We start from the raw sequence: 16,245 nt of genomic DNA, 5'->3' as shown, positions 1-16,245 counted from the left end.
GGACGGCGGCGGCTCCGTCCGGATTCCGGCCGCTGCCACCGGGCTGATCGGCCTCAAACCCAACCGCGGCAGGGTGCCTTCCGGTGCAGGTCAGAGCGATCTCGGTCAGTTTGTGGTTGCCGGACCGCTGGCGCGGACGACGGCGGATGCCGCCCTGCTGCTCGACGCCATGGTGGACGAGCCGAACTTCCACGCAACCAGCGCCGCCGCCCATGGTTCATTCCTTGACGCAGCGCTGCGGGCTGACGGTAGATTCCGGATCGGGGTCAGCACCGCCTCGCCTTTCGCCGCTGCTTTTCCCATCGAGCTCGACGACGCCGCGCAGGCCGGTTTCGACGCCGGGGTAAAGGCGCTCGGCGCCGTCGGCCACGAAATCCTTGAGGCAGACCTCCGGTACGATCCCCGCTATCACGAAGCTTTTCAGACGGTGTGGACCGCAGGCCTGGCCGTCGCACGCATCCCGGCCGACCGGGAAAAAGACCTGACGACCCTCGCCCGTACCCTCCGGCGCCGCGCGCAAGGGAAGTCTGCGACGGACCTTGCCTCCGCCGTCGACATCCTGCGGCAATTTGAGCAGGACACCATCGCGCAGTACTCCGCCTTCGACATCATTGCGACGCCGGCTCTCGGCATGGTCCCGCGTCCAATCGGCTGGTACACCGATGCGGATGCTGACACCGACTATCTGCGCCAGTGCCAATACTCGCCCTACACGTCGATGGTGAACGTGTGCGGGTTGCCTGCCATCTCGGTGCCTATCTTCACCACGGCTGAGGGACTCTCCATGAGCATCCAGCTCATCGGAAGGCCCAGCGCAGAGGCGGATCTCCTTACCGTGTCAGCTCAGCTTGAGGACCACTTCCGCGCCAACCAAACCGATTAGCATAACTGTTTGTTCGCATTTTGGATATGACAGTCCAAAACGTGACTGGCATCATGGAGTGAATGAGCACAACTCACAACGACAAAGCCACAACGGAGGGCAAGAAGTTTCTGGGTCACCCCCGGATGCTTGCGAACCTGTTCAGCGTAGAACTCTGGGAGCGCTTCTCCTTCTACGGCATGCAGGGGATCCTCCTCTACTACATGTACTACTCCGTGGCCGACGGCGGCCTCGGCATCGATCAGGGGATCGCCACCGGCCTGGTGGGCGCCTACGGCGGCGGGGTCTACCTCTCGACCATCCTTGGAGCCTGGCTGGCTGACCGGGTTATGGGATCCGAGAAGGTCCTCTTCTATTCCGCCATCATGATCATGTTCGGCCACATTGCGCTGGCGCTGCTGCCGGGCGGAATTGGCCTTGCGGTGGGTCTGGTCCTCGTCGGTGTCGGTTCCGGTGGGCTGAAAGCCAACGCGACCTCGCTGGTTGGCACCCTCTACGCCGAGGGTGATGAGCGGCGCGACGCCGGTTTCTCCATCTTCTACATGGGCATAAACATCGGCGCCCTCATCGGTCCACTGCTGACGGGCCTGGCCTGGACGGAGTTCGGATTCCACTACGGCTTCGGTCTCGCGGCAGTCGGCATGGCGATCGGCCTGACGCAGTACGCGCTGACCCGCAAGAACCTGCCGGAGACCGCCCACGCGGTCACCAACCCGCTGCCGTCCGGTCGACTGGCGCGAATGGGGCTGATTGCTGCGGCCGGCGTCGTTGTAATCATCATTGCCTTCACCACCGGCCTGGTGACGCCCGCGAATCTCGCCCAGACCATGGCGTACGTCGCCATCGCGGCCTCGATCGCCTACTTCACGGTGATTCTGCGCAGCAAGCGCGTGACCGCCATCGAGCGCAAGCGGGTCTACTCCTTCATTCCGCTGTTCATTGCGAGCGCTGCGTTCTGGGGGCTGTTCCAGCAGCAGTTCACCGTTGTCGCGATCTACGCGGACCGCAGCCTGGACCGCAACCTGTTCGGCTGGATCATGCCGCCGAGCTTTGTGCAGTCGATCAACCCGATCTTCATCATCATCTTCGCCGCCGTATTCGCTGCGCTGTGGACGAAGCTCGGAAACCGGCAACCGTCATCACCGTTGAAGTTCGCTCTCGGCCTGGTGTTCATGGGCGTCGCGTTCCTGCTGTTCATTCCGTTCTCCGGCGGCGGACCGAACAGCACTCCGCTGATGGCTCTCGTGGTCATCCTGCTGTTCTTCACCTGGGCGGAGCTGTTCCTGTCGCCGATCGGGCTCTCGGTTGCAACGAAGCTTGCGCCGAGTGCCTTCCGAACCCAGATGGTGGCCCTGTTCTTCCTATCGATCTCGCTGGGAACCACGGTGGCCGGCATTCTGGCGGGATACTACAACCAGGACAACGAGGTGCCGTACTTCTCCTTCAGCGGCATCACGGCGATCGTGCTCGGCATAGCCCTTGCGCTGGCTACGCCCGCCATCAAGAAACTGATGAGCGGCGTCCGCTAGATCCCACAGCGAACGACGACGGCGCCCTCCTTTCGCGGGAGGGCGCCGTCGTCGTCTGTGGTTTTAGGAGCCGTCTTCTGCGGAACCGGCGTTGCCGGACTCGCTTCCGCCGGACTCGCTCTCTGGGCCGGGGCCGCCGTAGCCGCCACCACTTTCGGTGTTGGCCTTGCCGGCAGCCTGCTCCGCGTCCTGCTCCAGCTTTTCGTCGTCAGTTTCGTCAATTTCGTCGCTGGTGGGGTTCTCGCTCATGACACAACCTTTCGTTGACGGGTGTTCTCAACGTACCGTCCGGCAGGCCTGTGCACTAGGGCCGGCGAGTGCCACACTGGGCGCATGGGGGAAGTTCCGGCCAGGCGCCGTCGTCGTCGTTTCTTCGATGCTGCTTGCGGGGTGTGCCGGGACCGGCGGGCCGCCTGTGGCGTGTCCGGCAATCGGATGGCTGAACAACGTTCTGGTGAAGCTGGAGGGTGACGTTTCGGCGGTTGCTGAGGTGCAGGGCTGCGTGAACGGCGTGTGCTCGCAGGTTGTGCGGCCGCCAACTACCGATGTGCCCGTCGAGATCATCACACCAGCGCCTGGTGGAACGATCGATGAAACCGGCCAGAAATCGCACCCTCCGCGCGAATTACTCTCGCCCTATATGGCTACGCCACTGGACGAGGACAGTTGGGTGATCAACCTCGACATGGACACCCCGAGATCGTCACTGTACGGGCTCTCGCTGCCGACGGGACGGTCCTCGTCGAGGGCGAGTTCACCCTGGATTGGGTTCGGGTAGGCGGCTCCGAGCAGTGCGGTGGGCCGGAGGAGGCCGGGCCGGTGACGCTCACCGTCCCGTAGGAGCCGTCGTCCTCGGCTTTCATACCCTCCCCCCAATCCCTCAATCCCTCAATCCCTCAATCGAGTGGGCGTTGGCGACCTATTCCTCGTGGACAGCCGGCCGTCAGCGCCCACTCGATGCACGGGCTGACGCAATCGCCGACCTTATTCTCGCAATCGATGCTCGCTCGTTATCAGGCTCGAGGTGTTTCTTCGTGAAGCGAAGCACCGTCCAGCCCATCGCCCGTAACCGATCGTCGCGGTTGATGTCGCTGTGCCACTGTTCGGCATCCACCAGATGGTGCTCACCCTCATATTCGATAGCGATGCGCAGTTCGCTGTACGACAGGTCAGGTCTCGACACCCGGCGCCCGTTCTGGTCCAGGACCCATTGATTGACCTCAGGCTCGGGCAACCCCGCCTGTGTTATTAACAGCCGCAAACGCGACTCGCGACCGGAATCAACACCACTCCTCAACAAGGGCAGCGCTTCCCGCACACGCCGGATACCGCGGGCGCCGCCGCGTCGATCGGCTGCTTCCGCAATCTGGGTCAGTGAGGCGAGAGGGTCCGGGACGTTCAGGTCGCAACGGCGTCGCGGAGCATCCTGCCTGCGCAGAAGTGAATCGCCGGCAGCCACCAGCTCCTCCAGCGATAGCGACGGCGCCAGGTCCGTCCAGGTCCAAGCCGGGGAGGTGACGGTAACACCATAGATTTCGACGACGTCGCGGGACGTAAGGGGCGCACGGTGACCAACGACGCCTGGACGACGAACGCGGTTACTCCCCTTCCATCGGGTCAGGTGAAGCCCATGATCCTCCTCGAGTCGGAACGGGAGGATGATTCCCCACAGCCGGGCGGCTGTCGAATGGCTGACGGCGTCCGGGCAGCCGAGTCTTGTCAGCGGCGCCACATCATCGAGGAGCGACGGACCGGAACCATTCACAAGCCGGACGCCGCGGCTCGGGATGGTCAGATCCGAGCGTCGCAGCCTGCTGTACGGCAGCCCACGTCCGAGTGCCTCCTGAACCGTAAAGGAGTACCGATGGGGCAGAGGGATGGATGAGGAGCTCACCCGTTCATAATGCCGTCGAGAGGGCGGCAGAATTCCCTTATCCACAGGGTGTATTTGTGGGTCTCCGCTCCCCTCAGGATCGAGCGGGCGCTAGCGACCGCGCCCACGCCACAAACCCGTCCTCAGCGCCCACTCGATGCGAGAAGCGCCCACTCGATGCGAGAGAGGAATGACGACAGCCCTCTGACACGTATTAGCTAGAATGGCTGGACAGTTTCAACGAGGGAGACACATGGCAGCACGCAAGGCGACTGCGTTGGATGTTGCCAAATTGGCCGGCGTGTCACGCAGTGCCGTGTCCATGGTGCTCAACGGAAACATCAAGGGCAACGTTTCCAAAGACGCGCAGGAACGAATCCGCGCTGCTGCCAAAGAACTCAACTACCTACCCAACCCGGTCGCTGTGAGTCTGCGGAACCAGCGCACGGCGACACTCGGCATCATCACGGATGAGATTGTGACCAGCCCCTTCGCCGGGCGGCTTGTCAGCGGCGCCACGAACGCCGCCTTGGCTCGTGGATACATGATTCTGGTTGTCGATACCGAGCATATTCCCGGCCGCGAAGGGCCGGCGATCGAGGCGCTTCAGCATCGGCGGGTGGATGGCCTGATCTATGCCACTGGCAGCCTGCAGCCCTACATCCCCTCCGGGCCTTTTCGGGCCCAGCCGGCAGCGCTGGCAAATTGCTTCGACCCCGAGGACAGGCTTCCGGCAGTCGTCCCGGATGAGGTGACGGGGAGCCGGCGTGCCACCGAACTGCTCCTGGAACTGGGCCATCGCCGCATCGCCCTCCTCGGCGGCGATGATGACAACGCGGCGCTCCTTCGGGAGCAGGGTTACCGCTCGGCGATGGACCGCGCCGGATTGACCGCCGGAGACCACCAGGTCATCGTCACGGGTTGGGACATCAACCAGGGATACCGGGCAGCGGAGTCGGTGCTGCAGGAACCAGACCGTCCCACCGCGATCCTGGCCGCCAATGACCGCGTTGCCACCGGCATCCTGCTCTACGCGGCAACAGCCGGGATTCAGGTGCCCCAGCAGTTGTCCGTGGTTGGTTACGACGATCAACAGAACGTCGCCGCGAACCTGGTGCCGGCGCTGACCACCGTCGCACTCCCCCACGCGGAGATCGGAGCCATCGCCGTCAAGCGGGTTCTCGACGAGCTCGAGGGCAGCGAGCGCCGCACCGAGCGGGTCCTGGTGCCGTGCCCCCTCATCACGAGGCAGTCCACAGCTCCGGCACCCTGATCACCTCCACGAAAGGGCATCGCTGCCATAGCGCCGGGGAGGGTAGGGGTATTCCACCTGACGGCCATCGACCACCAGAGGCGGCGGCACGAAGACGAGTTCGCCGTAGTCGCTCGTTGCCCGCCTCAACGGCACCTCCAGGTTCACCGGCCCTGCCTCCCCCGCTCGGGGCATCCGCAGCAGTTCCGCCGCCGTCTGCGCCAGGGAAAGGTGCGCGGAACCGCTCATTCCATAACTGCGCGCAGACACAAGCACGACGGCGGCAGCCGCCATTCCGAGGCCGGTCGCGTAGTCGAGCGCCTGGACCGGCAGCGCACCGGGTGTGAATTCCGGCCCTGAGCCCGTCCCATAGATGTGGGCTATGCCGGTTGCCGCCTGCACGATGCTGTCGAACCCACGGCGGCCGGCCCACGGTCCGCTATCACCCCAGGCGTCGAGGGAGACAACGGCCAGGCCGGGGTAGTCCGTGCGCAGAGAACCGACGTCCAGTCCGTGCCGGGCCAGCGCCCCGCCGCGGTAGGCGCTGAGCACCACGTCAGCCGCTGGAAGGAGATCCCGCAGGCGGGCGAGCGCCTCAGGATCCCGCAGATCGGCCACGGCACTCCGCTTCGCGAACCCGGTCTCCACGTGCTGGTGTTCCAACTCGGGTAGCGCCGGCGGGTCCACCCGCAGAACATCGGCACCCAGTGCGCCGAGGAGCCGGCTGGCAGAAGGACCGGCGATGACCCGCGTGAAATCAAGAACGCGCACACCTTCCAGCAACCCCTCGTCGCCCCCGAAGGTACGCGTCCCGCGCCGGAAAGTGCTCGTCGACAGCCGCACCCATGGCTCGTCAGCGACAGCCTGCCCGGCCGGCGTTGCTGCCCACGCCTCGGGTGTCCGGACCACCGCGGCCAGCCCACCCCGAGCAGTGACGGCCTCTTCGATGACAGCCGCCGGACGTTCCAGCAACGCATCGTTGACATCCTCGGCCGCGGACACACCGAGCGCTTCCAGCAGCGCCCGTCCGTGGTGCGGATAGTTCCCGTGAATGCGGACCCACCCGTCGGCGGCCTGGCGGAAACCCGATGAAGCCCCGAAAGCCTGGATCGGCGATCCGTCGATGCGAAGGTGGGCGAACGAATCGAACCACCCGGCAACCCCGGAGGACGTGAACGTGGCGGGGAGCCCAGGCGAGGCGGCAGCAAGAGCCGTGGCGACCGCCTGCACGGCCCCGAGCGCAAGTCCCTCAACGTCAAGGCGCCCTCCCCACCACCTTCGGGGTCCGGACCAGGACGCTCCCTCCGCGCCGTTCGGCATCAGCGAAGCAAAATAAAGCCACAGCTCGGGCACCGGATCAGCACTGGGCAACGGGTAATCCATGAGTGCATTATGGATGCCGCCGCCCGGTGACGGCTACGGCAAACCCAGTTCCCAGGCCTCCACGACGGCGCTTCCGGTAACGGTCAGCTCCCACTTTTCGTCCTGCACGGGATACGCCCGGAACGTCACCGCCGTGGAACCCTCCCGGTACACCTCGACGATCGACGCATCCAGCAGCACCCGCACACCACGCGCGGTTTCCACTGAATACAGCTCACGGGAACCCGACGGCGAGACAAGCGCCAGCGACACCCGCGCGTCGCCGCGCGGCGAAACCACCGCCTCGGCGACCGCGGGCAGTTCGGTGACAGCACCGGCAACACGTGCACTACGTCGGTAGCCCACCAGTTCCCGCGCGGGCTTCACTACCAGCTCACCATCGACTACGCCCAGCTCGCGAGGGAAAGTCAGCACCCCGGCCCACCCGGCTGCGTCTGCCTCCTCCTCGGCGCGTGATTCCCAGGACCAGCCCCACAACATCACCCGGTCTCCAACCGGCACCGCCTGGGGGGCGTAGTAATCGGGGCCGCCGTCGGTCGCCGCGCAGGTTTCGGGCTCGTAGACCGGGCGGCCGTCGCCGTCGTCGTGCATTGATCCAATCAGGTGAGCCACGCCGGAAAGGTGGTGTTCACCGTTCCGGCGCTTCCACAGGGAAACGATCAGAACCCACCGGCCGTCCACCTCGACCAGTTGGGGGCACTCCCAGATGTTCGCCTGCGCTGCGGCGGCAGCGGGGTGTTCAGTGGTCAACCAGATCCCGAGATACGTCCAGGCCGAGAGCTCTGTGGCGTCGTAGAGCAGCAGGGCGCCGCGACCGTCCTCCAGCCCCGCCCCCTGGATTGCGTAACGCGCGCCGTTCCACCTGAAGACAAAAGGATCCCGTACGTCGGTGATGGACTGGTCAGCCGGAATGCCTGCCGCCACCTCACCGTCCTGCTGCCAGGTCCGCAGGTCGGCGGATCCTCGTGCGAGAGTCACCTGCGCGTGGCCGCTGGCATCCTGCACGCCGCTGTAGACGGCGGTGGGGACGCCGTTTTCGTCGGCCATCACACCGGACCAGCAGCCCAGGGCATCGGGACCGCCGGGCTGGGGCCGCAGCGCAACCGGCTCCTCCTCCCACCGGAGCAGATCAGGAGAGCTGACGTGCCCCCAGGTGATGGCGGCATGGCGGGCCGAATCGGGGTTGTGCTGGAAGAAGACGTGCCAGCGGCCGTCGCGGTAACAGATCCCGTTTGGGTCGTTGAGCCAGCCCTGCTGGGGACGGGGGTGCAGGGTGGGGAAGGCGCGGTCGACGGCGACGGTCGGCGATGCGGAAGAATTCACGGTTTCCTTCGGTAGTGGGGTCGGTTGGTCGAAACTACTTGCTGGCGCCCGCGGTCAGGCCTTCACGGAGGGTCCGCTGGCCGAAGATGAAGACCACCAGGGCGGGGATCATCGACAGGATGACGCCGGCGAGGACCACGGAGATGCTTCCGGTACCGAGGTTGCCCTGCAGCGTAACCAAGCCCAGCGGGAGTGTGTAGTTCTCCTGCGAGATGGTGAGGATCAGTGGCCGGAAGAATTCGTTCCAGTGGAAGTTGAAGGCGAGGATGCCCACAATCGCCATGCCGGGGACCGCCAGCGGCGCATAGACCGAGCGGAACGTGCGCCAGGGGGAGGCGCCGTCGAGCGACGCCGCCTCCGCAAAGTCGTTCGGCAGGCCGAGGAAGTACTGGCGCATCAAAAACGTGCCGAACGCAGTAGGTATGGCGGGCAGGATCAGGGCAAGGAGCGTATCGGACAGGCCCATGCCGCGGATGAGCATGAAGACCGGGACGATCGTCACCTGCACCGGAACCATCATGGTGGCCAGCACCACCGAGAACAACGCGTTCTTGCCCTTGAAGCTCAACCGGGCGAAGGCGTAGCCGGCCAGCGCCGCCGTTGCCATCTGTCCCACGGCGATCAGGAGGGTCACCAGTGCGCTGTTGACCACCAGGAGCACCATGTTGACCTGCTGGAACACCTGGACGTAGGAGGAGAAGTCTGGGTTGAGCGGCAGGAACTGGGGCGGAAGGTTGAACGATTCCGACGGCGTACGAAGCGACGTCGACAGGGTCCACAGGACGGGACCGAGCGTCAGTGCCGCTGCCACCAGGAGGACCAAGATCCGCACGGCTGTGCCGGCGCGCGGCATGCGGGTCTTGCGGGTTGCGGTAAGGGTGCTCATTCTCGGGTTCCTCACTGGTAGAAGACGAATCGGCGGCTGAGCCGGAACTGAAGGGCGGTGATGGCCATGATGAGCATCATGAGCACCAGCCCGATCGCGGAGGCTCGCCCGAACTCGAGGCGTTGGAAGGCCGATTCGAAGATGACCATTACCGCCGTCCGGGTGCTGTCCCCGGGCCCGCCACGCGTCAGGACGTAGGGCTGGTCGAAGACCTGCAGGGCACTGATGATCGCCATGACGGAAGCCACCAGCACGGTGGGGCTCAACAGCGGCAGCGTGACATTGACGAACTGCCGCCAGCCGGTGGCACCGTCCAGCGCGGAGGCCTCAAGGAGTTCTTTCGGGATGGATGCCAGCCCACCGATGAAGAGCAGGAAGGAGAACCCGAAGTTCTGCCACACATACACCAGCACGACGACGGCGGCAGCCCCGCCTGATGTGGTCAGCCACGGCACCGCCGGGATGCCGATCAATGAGAGAAGCCAGTTCACGACGCCGAACTGCTCATTGAATAGGTATCCCATGAAGATCGAGACCGAGGCGGCCGAGAGGATCAGCGGGAAGAAGAAGGCCGAGCGGAAAAATACCCGCAGCCAGTTGGGCATCCGCCCTTGGATTGCTACGGCGAGCGCCATCGAGATCCCGAGCTGCAGGGTTACCGCCACCACCACGAAGACGATGGTGTTGAGGAACGAGACCCTGACGGTGGGATCGCTGACGATGTCCGCGAAGTTGCTGAACCCGACAAACTCCGGAGCGGAGATGATGTCCCAACGGAAGAAGGCCAGGAGGATCGACCCGAGGATGGGCACGATGGTGAAGATCGCCATACCGATCACCGTGGGCGCCAGAAAGAGCGGCGCGATGAGTCGCTCGGACAGGGAGCGCTGCCTCCGGGTGGTGGGGCGGGTGCGGGCGGAGGATGCCGCCGTCGTCGTTGGTGGGGTTTTGAGTGTTGGAGTGCTCATGGTGTGCTCCTGAGTGCCAGTTCGAGGTCACGCTGCAGGCTCCCCATGGCCGAGCGCACCTGGGCGGATGAGCCGCTGACGGCAACCGAGACGTTCTTCATGAGGGCGGTTTCCACGGCTGCCTGCTGTGGCGGGGCGGGGATGGGGCCAGAGGTCGGGAAGCGGTCGAGGGTGTCGTAGAAGACCTTCCAGTGCTCGGGTCCGGTGGCGGAGTAGAGCGACTGATTCACCATGGAGCGCCGGGTGGGCGTGGTGTTCGGGGTGGGGAACGCCAGCTCCATGGCCGGTTTGGATGCGCAGAACTTCACCCATTCCCAGGCGGCGTCCTTGTCCTTGGCAGTGCGCATGATGGCGTAGCCTGCAGCGCCGAACTGGTGGCGCTGGGTGCGCCAGCGTGGGAAGAACTGCACGTCGAAGTCGTCGGCGCCCATGCCTGCCTCGTGCAGTCCCTGCACCCAGTAGCCGCCGGCAGGAGTTGCGCCGATGCGGCTGCTTGCAAAAAGACCGACGAGGGCGTTGCCGCCGCCTCCCTCGGGCCTCACGCCAAGGCCTTCGGCTACGAGTTCGCGCAAATAGTCGAACGTTTCGACGACGCGCGGGTCCTCGGCATTAGGTGCTTCCCAGAGGTAGCCGCCGCTGCGCTGCGCCCGGGTCGGATCACTTGCGTAGAACCGGTCCCAGAACCAGTTCCCGCCGGCGGCCTTTTCCTCGGTGAGGAAACTTGTGTCATTGGCGTAGAGCCACGGGACCACGCCGCCAAACAGCCGGTTGGTCCAGTAGTACGGGGTGAAGTTGCCCTCGGTCGAAGACTTCATCGCACGCATGGTTGCTGTGAAGTCCTCGTGGGTCCAGTCATCCGCCGGCCGGTCAAGCCCTGCACGCTGAAGGGCGCTGGTATTCAGGTACATGTTGGCGGCGTTCCAGTCCAGCGGCAGCTGGTACAGGCTGCCGCGGTACATGAACGCCTCAATGAGGCTCGGGTGGACGTCCTGGAAGTACTCCTGGATCTCCGCGGCATCCCGCGTCACGTATGCATCCAACGGCTCAGCAAGCTTCTCAGCGAACAACTGGGCGCCCTCGGTGGCGACGTAAACGACGTCGGGTGGATCTCCGGCAGCGACCATAGTGAGGATCTTGGAGAAGAAGTCACGCCAGTCGGCTCCCTGAATCGCTTGAATGCGGACCGGGATATCCGGGTGGAGGCTGGTGAATTCATCGACCAGCGCCTGGCGTGCAGCTGCATCGGCGGCAGTACCGAGAATTGCCACATTGAGGGCGGTGCTGTTGCGGCCCGGGATATCGGCTCCTGTGAGCCGGGGCCAGGCACCGACTGTGGCTCCCACTGCGCCAATGCCGAGAGCACCAAGGAGGGTGCGGCGGGATAGATCCCCGGCTCTGGCGCGAAGTGGGTTGCCCTTATCGGGAAAGTGCGTAGACCTCATCGTCAATCCTTTCTAACACGTGTCAGGAATCATATGACGGTCACCTAACACGTGTCAAGGGTCACATCCCTGCATCGAATGGGCGCTGAGGACGGGTTGTGCAGAAGTGAAAGGTCGCCAGCGCCCACTCGATGCCATCCGGGAGCGAAGTGCGCACCCGGCGTACAAAATGTGTAGTCATTTCCGCTGACTGCATGGGGGTAGTGGCATGCTTGGTCCCATGGCTAATCGAGCAGGCACCGTTGCCCAATCCAGCGACCTTGTTGATGTAAGCGCACTTCTGGACGCGTACTTCGATTCCACCCCGGATCTCTCCGAACCCGCGCAGCGCGTTGCGTTCGGGACCTCCGGCCACCGCGGATCGTCACTGAAGTCGTCCTTCAACGAAGGGCACATCGCCGCGATCACGCAGGCAATCGTCGAATACCGGGCCGGCCAGGGCATCACCGGACCGCTTTTCATGGGTAAGGACACGCACGCCCTCTCCGAGCCGGCGCAGAACACGGCGCTCGAGGTCCTCGCCGCCAACAATGTCGCCGTGCGGATCGACGCCCGTGGCGCCTACACCCCTACTCCGGCCCTCTCGCACGCCATTCTTGGCTACAACGGGTCGCGGACAGACCAATCGGACGGCATCGTGATCACGCCGTCGCACAATCCGCCGGCCGACGGCGGCTTCAAGTACAACCCGCCCCACGGCGGCCCTGCCGACTCGGACGCCACCAACTGGATTGCAGCCCGCGCCAACGAGTTGCTCGAGAACGGCCTCCGGGACGTAAAGCGGATCCCTACAGCGCAGGCGCAGCAGGCGGATTCCGTCAGCACCTATGATTTCCTGCAGCATTACGTCGAAGACCTTCCCAACGTGCTCAACCTGGAGGCAATCCGCAGCGCCGGCGTGCGCATCGGCGCCGATCCGATGGGCGGCGCGTCAGTGGATTACTGGGGAGCCATTGCCGAGCGGCACAATCTCGACCTGACGGTGGTGAACCCCTCCGTTGATCCGCAGTGGGCTTTCATGACCCTGGACTGGGACGAAAAGATCCGCATGGACTGCTCCTCCCCCTACGCCATGGCGTCCCTGATCAAGCGGGCCGGGGACTTTGATATTTCCACCGGAAACGACGCCGACGCCGACCGACACGGCATAGTCACCCCGGATTCCGGCCTGATGAATCCGAACCACTACCTCGCCGTCGCCATCGATTATCTGTACCGGAACCGTCCCCAGTGGCGCTCGGATGCGACGGTCGGCAAGACCCTCGTGTCGTCGTCGATCATTGACCGGGTGGCCGCGGATCTTGGCCGGGTCCTCGAAGAGGTTCCCGTCGGCTTCAAATGGTTCGTGCCGGGGCTGCTCTCCGGTGAGGTGGCGTTCGGCGGGGAGGAATCCGCCGGGGCATCCTTCCTCCGCCACGACGGATCGCCCTGGAGCACCGACAAGGACGGCATCCTCCTTGCACTGCTCGCCTCCGAAATCACCGCCGTCTCAGGACGCACGCCGTCGCAGCACTACGACGGTCTGACGCAACGGTTTGGGGCACCGGTGTACGCGCGGATCGATGCGGCTGCCACACGTGAGCAGAAGTCGGCACTGGGCAAGCTGTCGCCGTCGGACGTCACAGCCACCACGCTGGCGGGCGAAGACATCACTGCACGCCTCACCGAAGCGCCCGGCAACGGTGCACCGATCGGCGGCCTGAAAGTCACCACCGAGAACGCGTGGTTTGCGGCCCGCCCGTCCGGAACTGAGGACGTCTACAAAATCTACGCCGAGTCGTTCCTTGGTGAAGATCACCTGAGGCGCGTGCAGGAGGAAGCCAAGGCCCTGGTCGATGGCGTGATCGCCTAACCTCACGGGAGTCTGTGTCGCGTAAGATTTCCTCCAGATCCCCACCATCTCTGGAAGGCACACAGCCATGCGCAGACTCGGAATGAACTGGACGCTGCACGGCGACGGGCGGAACGTCCAGCCGGGTCGGTTCGTCGCCCCCGATGAGAGGCTGAGCTGGCCACGGACCGTCGGCATCGGTGCGCAGCACGTGGTTGCGATGTTCGGTGCCACCTTCCTGGTGCCGCTGCTGACCGGCTTCCCGCCGTCCACCACCCTGCTTTTCTCCGGTCTCGGCACACTGCTCTTCCTGGTCATCACTGCCGGACGCGTACCCAGCTACCTTGGCTCGAGCTTCGCTTTCATCGCGCCGATCGCAGCGGCGCAGAGCCAGCACGGCCCCGCCGGAGCACTGGGCGGCGTCGTTTTGGCTGGCGCCGTGCTGGCACTCATCGGGTTGGTGGTGCACTGGGCCGGCGCACGATGGATCCAGCTGCTGATGCCGCCGATAGTGACCGGTGCAATCGTTGCCCTGATCGGCCTGAACCTTGCGCCGACCGCCAAGGCGAGCTTTGAACAGGCGCCGCTCACCGCGCTGGTCACGGTAATTTCGATCCTCCTCGTGACGGTCCTTTTCAAGGGGATTCTCGGCCGGCTGTCCATCCTCATCGGCGTCCTCGTCGGCTATTTCATGGCGGTACTGCGCGGAGAGGTGGACTTCGCCGCCATCAACGACGCTGCGTGGTTCGGCCTGCCGCCTTTCATGGCTCCCGAATTCCACCTTTCAGTCATCGGACTGTTTGTCCCGGTGGTCCTGGTCCTGGTGGCTGAGAACATCGGCCACGTGAAGTCCGTGGCCGCGATGACCGACCGCGACCTTGACCCCATCACGGGGCGTGCCCTCATGGCGGACGGGCTGGCCACCGTCCTGGCCGGTTCAGGTGGCGGCTCCGGCACCACGACGTACGCCGAGAACATCGGGGTTATGGCCGCCTCACGCGTGTACTCCACTGCCGCGTACTGGGTAGCCGGAGTCATCGCCGTGCTGCTGAGCCTCTTCCCCAAGTTCGGTGCGCTCATCGCAACGGTTCCGGCGGGAGTACTGGGAGGTGCCGGCGTCGTTCTCTATGGCATGATCGGCATCCTCGGCGTGCGGATCTGGGTGCAGAACCGGGTCGATTTTTCGAACCCGATCAACCTCTCGACGGCGGGCGTGGCGCTCGTAGTGGGCATCGCGGACTTCACGTGGACGATCGGCGACCTGACCTTCGCCGGCATTGCCCTGGGCACGGCGGCTACCCTCATCATCTTCCATGGCATGAGCGGGATTGCCCGCGTCCGCGGCAGCGAGCACGTTGCCGGGCCGGAGGAGCTCGAAGCGGAAGACCACGGCAGCCGCCCTTCCAAGCTGGGGTAGGTCGGCCCTCACGCCGAAGCGCGCGGGCTGCCATGATGAGACCATGTTGCGTATTGGCCTGCTCGGCGGCATGAGCTGGGAAAGCACCGCCGAGTACTACCGCCTCATCAACGAAATGGCGCGGGACCGTCTGGGAGGCCTCCACTCAGCGGACTGCCTCCTCAGATCCGTCGACTTCGCACCCATCGAGGAGCTCCAGGCCAAGGGTCAATGGGAGGAGGCCGGCGCAGCCCTGGCTGCTGCCGCCGTCGAGCTTGAACGGGGCGGAGCCAAGCTTCTCGTGCTCTGCACCAACACCATGCACAAGGTTGCCCCTGCCATAGAGCGGGCCGTCAGCATCCCTTTCATCAACGTCATTGACGAGACCGCACGCGCAGTAACGGCGACGGGCACGACGACGGTGGGCCTGCTCGGGACGGCCTTCACGATGGAGCAGGATTTTTATCGCGACGGGCTGGCCGCGCATGGCCTGGAAATGCTTACTCCCAACCCCGAAGACCGCGCGATTGTCCACCGGGTCATCTACGAGGAACTGTGCCTTGGGGTCATCTCGGTCGATTCCCGGAAGGAATACCAGCGCATCATCGCCGGGCTTGCGTCGCGCGGTGCGGAGGGAGTGATCCTCGGCTGCACCGAGATAGAGCTGCTGATCTCGCAGACGGATGCGGACATTGCCCTCTACCCGACGACGTCCATACACGCACAGGCGGCAGTGGACGCCGCGCTGGCCGGCTGAGGGTTCGCAGAGCCGGCGATCCCTTCATCTCACGGATTCCAGGGCTGGTCCGCGGCCGTACAATTCAAGGACTCGTACTTGAATATTGAACAAAATGGGGGAACCGTGTTCACACCGGTTATCAAAAAGTGGTGCGCTCTTGGCATCGCCATCGGCGCGCTGTCCGTCACAGCCTGCAGTCCATCTGCTGATGCCACGACCGGCCAGGTAGTCCGCGTTGTTGACGGCGACACAGTGATTGTGAAGATTGCCGACGTCGACACGAGAGTCCGCCTGCTCAACATCGATACGCCCGAAACCAAGCACCCCGACAAGGCGGTGGAATGCTTCGGTCCGGAGGCGACGGCCTTCCTTGCGGAAACGCTGCCCGCAGGCACTGAAGTGGGACTGGACTTCGACGTCGAACGTGTTGATCAGTACGGCAGGACCCTTGCCGCAGTATTCCTGGAGGACCGCACTCTGGTGAACGCCGAGATCGCACGCCAAGGCCTAGGTTCAGCGGTCATCTTCGAACCAAATGAAAAGTACTATGACGCCGTCAAAATCGCCCAGGAGGAAGCACAGCAGGCGGAGCTCGGGGTATTCAGCGTTGACGCCGAATGCACTCTTCCCGCAGAAGTCACTGCGGCTGTCGATTCGCTGGCCGCCGTTGTGGAGCAGCCCGTTGCCTCCACCTCCGGCGCGGCGGCAGCCGGTGCGGCCGCCGTGGCGGGTGCTCTGGC

Annotated in this window: 15 protein-coding genes; 8 read left to right on the top strand and 7 right to left on the bottom strand. The window is 64.7% G+C overall.

Features of this window, described 5'->3' with window-relative positions:
• A partial coding sequence (locus P4U43_RS15510) for an amidase (RefSeq protein WP_277359546.1) occupies positions 1-883 on the top strand: 883 nt, incomplete at its 5' end.
• A gap of 62 nt (positions 884-945) precedes the next feature.
• Positions 946-2,412, top strand: coding sequence for a peptide MFS transporter (locus tag P4U43_RS15505; protein ID WP_277359545.1), 1,467 nt, complete (start codon positions 946-948; stop codon positions 2,410-2,412).
• A gap of 63 nt (positions 2,413-2,475) precedes the next feature.
• Here P4U43_RS15505 and P4U43_RS15500 read toward each other — a convergent pair whose 3' ends face one another.
• Positions 2,476-2,661 (bottom strand): hypothetical protein, encoded by a 186-nt coding sequence (locus P4U43_RS15500; protein WP_277359544.1) that lies wholly within the window; start codon positions 2,659-2,661, stop codon positions 2,476-2,478.
• On the opposite strand from P4U43_RS15500, the gene P4U43_RS15495 reads away from it, so the two are divergent.
• Positions 2,660-3,190: a hypothetical protein gene (locus P4U43_RS15495; RefSeq protein ID WP_277359543.1), complete on the top strand. Its 531-nt coding sequence runs from the start codon at positions 2,660-2,662 to the stop codon at positions 3,188-3,190. The genes P4U43_RS15500 and P4U43_RS15495 overlap by 2 nt on opposite strands.
• 165 nt (positions 3,191-3,355) lie before the next feature.
• Here P4U43_RS15495 and P4U43_RS15490 read toward each other — a convergent pair whose 3' ends face one another.
• The gene (locus P4U43_RS15490) at positions 3,356-4,306 is read right to left on the bottom strand and encodes a DUF559 domain-containing protein (RefSeq protein ID WP_277359542.1); all 951 of its coding nucleotides are present in this window, start codon (positions 4,304-4,306) and stop codon (positions 3,356-3,358) included.
• 232 nt (positions 4,307-4,538) lie between these two features.
• Here P4U43_RS15490 and P4U43_RS15485 point away from each other — a divergent pair, with 232 nt between their 5' ends.
• The gene (locus P4U43_RS15485) at positions 4,539-5,558 is read left to right on the top strand and encodes a LacI family DNA-binding transcriptional regulator (RefSeq protein WP_277359541.1); all 1,020 of its coding nucleotides are present in this window, start codon (positions 4,539-4,541) and stop codon (positions 5,556-5,558) included.
• Here the strand turns inward: P4U43_RS15485 and P4U43_RS15480 are convergent, their stop codons facing one another.
• The 5 genes from P4U43_RS15480 to P4U43_RS15460 are packed head-to-tail and all read right to left on the bottom strand — an operon-like array spanning position 5,559 to position 11,539.
• Positions 5,559-6,920: a CoA transferase gene (locus P4U43_RS15480; RefSeq protein WP_277359540.1), complete on the bottom strand. Its 1,362-nt coding sequence runs from the start codon at positions 6,918-6,920 to the stop codon at positions 5,559-5,561.
• Between the two features lie 33 nt (positions 6,921-6,953).
• Entirely contained in the window at positions 6,954-8,243 is a 1,290-nt protein-coding gene (locus tag P4U43_RS15475; protein WP_277359539.1) for a glycoside hydrolase family 32 protein, read from the bottom strand.
• A 34-nt stretch (positions 8,244-8,277) separates the two neighbouring features.
• Positions 8,278-9,129, bottom strand: a complete 852-nt coding sequence (locus P4U43_RS15470) for a carbohydrate ABC transporter permease (RefSeq protein ID WP_277359538.1) — start codon at positions 9,127-9,129, stop codon at positions 8,278-8,280.
• 11 nt (positions 9,130-9,140) lie between these two features.
• Entirely contained in the window at positions 9,141-10,097 is a 957-nt protein-coding gene (locus P4U43_RS15465; RefSeq protein ID WP_277359537.1) for a carbohydrate ABC transporter permease, read from the bottom strand.
• A complete protein-coding gene (locus P4U43_RS15460; protein ID WP_277359536.1) occupies positions 10,094-11,539 on the bottom strand; it encodes an extracellular solute-binding protein in 1,446 nt (481 codons plus the stop codon). Before P4U43_RS15460 ends, P4U43_RS15465 begins: the two co-directional genes overlap by 4 nt.
• Before the next feature lie 220 nt (positions 11,540-11,759).
• Here P4U43_RS15460 and pgm point away from each other — a divergent pair, with 220 nt between their 5' ends.
• The 4 genes from pgm to P4U43_RS15440 all read left to right on the top strand — a co-directional run.
• Positions 11,760-13,391 carry a phosphoglucomutase (alpha-D-glucose-1,6-bisphosphate-dependent) gene (pgm, locus tag P4U43_RS15455; RefSeq protein WP_277359535.1) on the top strand — a complete coding sequence of 544 codons (1,632 nt, stop codon included), beginning with the start codon at positions 11,760-11,762 and terminating at the stop codon, positions 13,389-13,391.
• 67 nt (positions 13,392-13,458) lie between these two features.
• Entirely contained in the window at positions 13,459-14,787 is a 1,329-nt protein-coding gene (locus tag P4U43_RS15450) for a uracil-xanthine permease family protein (RefSeq protein ID WP_277359534.1), read from the top strand.
• A gap of 43 nt (positions 14,788-14,830) precedes the next feature.
• Positions 14,831-15,523, top strand: a complete 693-nt coding sequence (locus tag P4U43_RS15445) for an aspartate/glutamate racemase family protein (RefSeq protein ID WP_277359533.1) — start codon at positions 14,831-14,833, stop codon at positions 15,521-15,523.
• 78 nt (positions 15,524-15,601) lie between these two features.
• On the top strand, positions 15,602-16,245 hold a 644-nt coding region (locus tag P4U43_RS15440), incomplete at its 3' end, for a thermonuclease family protein (RefSeq protein ID WP_277359532.1).

It is taken from the genome of Arthrobacter vasquezii, assembly GCF_029455255.1.
GTDB classification, from domain to species: Bacteria; Actinomycetota; Actinomycetes; order Actinomycetales; family Micrococcaceae; genus Arthrobacter_D; species Arthrobacter_D parietis.
This window is presented reverse-complemented; position numbering and strand designations above follow the sequence as displayed.

Coding starts and splice junctions, on each gene's coding strand:
- P4U43_RS15495 (WP_277359543.1), top strand. CDS start 2,660: ATGACACAACCTTTCGTTGACGGGTGTTCTCAACGTACCGTCCGGCAG.
- P4U43_RS15460 (WP_277359536.1), bottom strand. CDS start 11,539: ATGAGGTCTACGCACTTTCCCGATAAGGGCAACCCACTTCGCGCCAGA.
- P4U43_RS15485 (WP_277359541.1), top strand. CDS start 4,539: ATGGCAGCACGCAAGGCGACTGCGTTGGATGTTGCCAAATTGGCCGGC.
- P4U43_RS15505 (WP_277359545.1), top strand. CDS start 946: ATGAGCACAACTCACAACGACAAAGCCACAACGGAGGGCAAGAAGTTT.
- P4U43_RS15480 (WP_277359540.1), bottom strand. CDS start 6,920: ATGGATTACCCGTTGCCCAGTGCTGATCCGGTGCCCGAGCTGTGGCTT.
- P4U43_RS15500 (WP_277359544.1), bottom strand. CDS start 2,661: ATGAGCGAGAACCCCACCAGCGACGAAATTGACGAAACTGACGACGAA.
- P4U43_RS15445 (WP_277359533.1), top strand. CDS start 14,831: ATGTTGCGTATTGGCCTGCTCGGCGGCATGAGCTGGGAAAGCACCGCC.
- P4U43_RS15450 (WP_277359534.1), top strand. CDS start 13,459: ATGCGCAGACTCGGAATGAACTGGACGCTGCACGGCGACGGGCGGAAC.
- P4U43_RS15470 (WP_277359538.1), bottom strand. CDS start 9,129: ATGAGCACCCTTACCGCAACCCGCAAGACCCGCATGCCGCGCGCCGGC.
- P4U43_RS15465 (WP_277359537.1), bottom strand. CDS start 10,097: ATGAGCACTCCAACACTCAAAACCCCACCAACGACGACGGCGGCATCC.
- pgm (WP_277359535.1), top strand. CDS start 11,760: ATGGCTAATCGAGCAGGCACCGTTGCCCAATCCAGCGACCTTGTTGAT.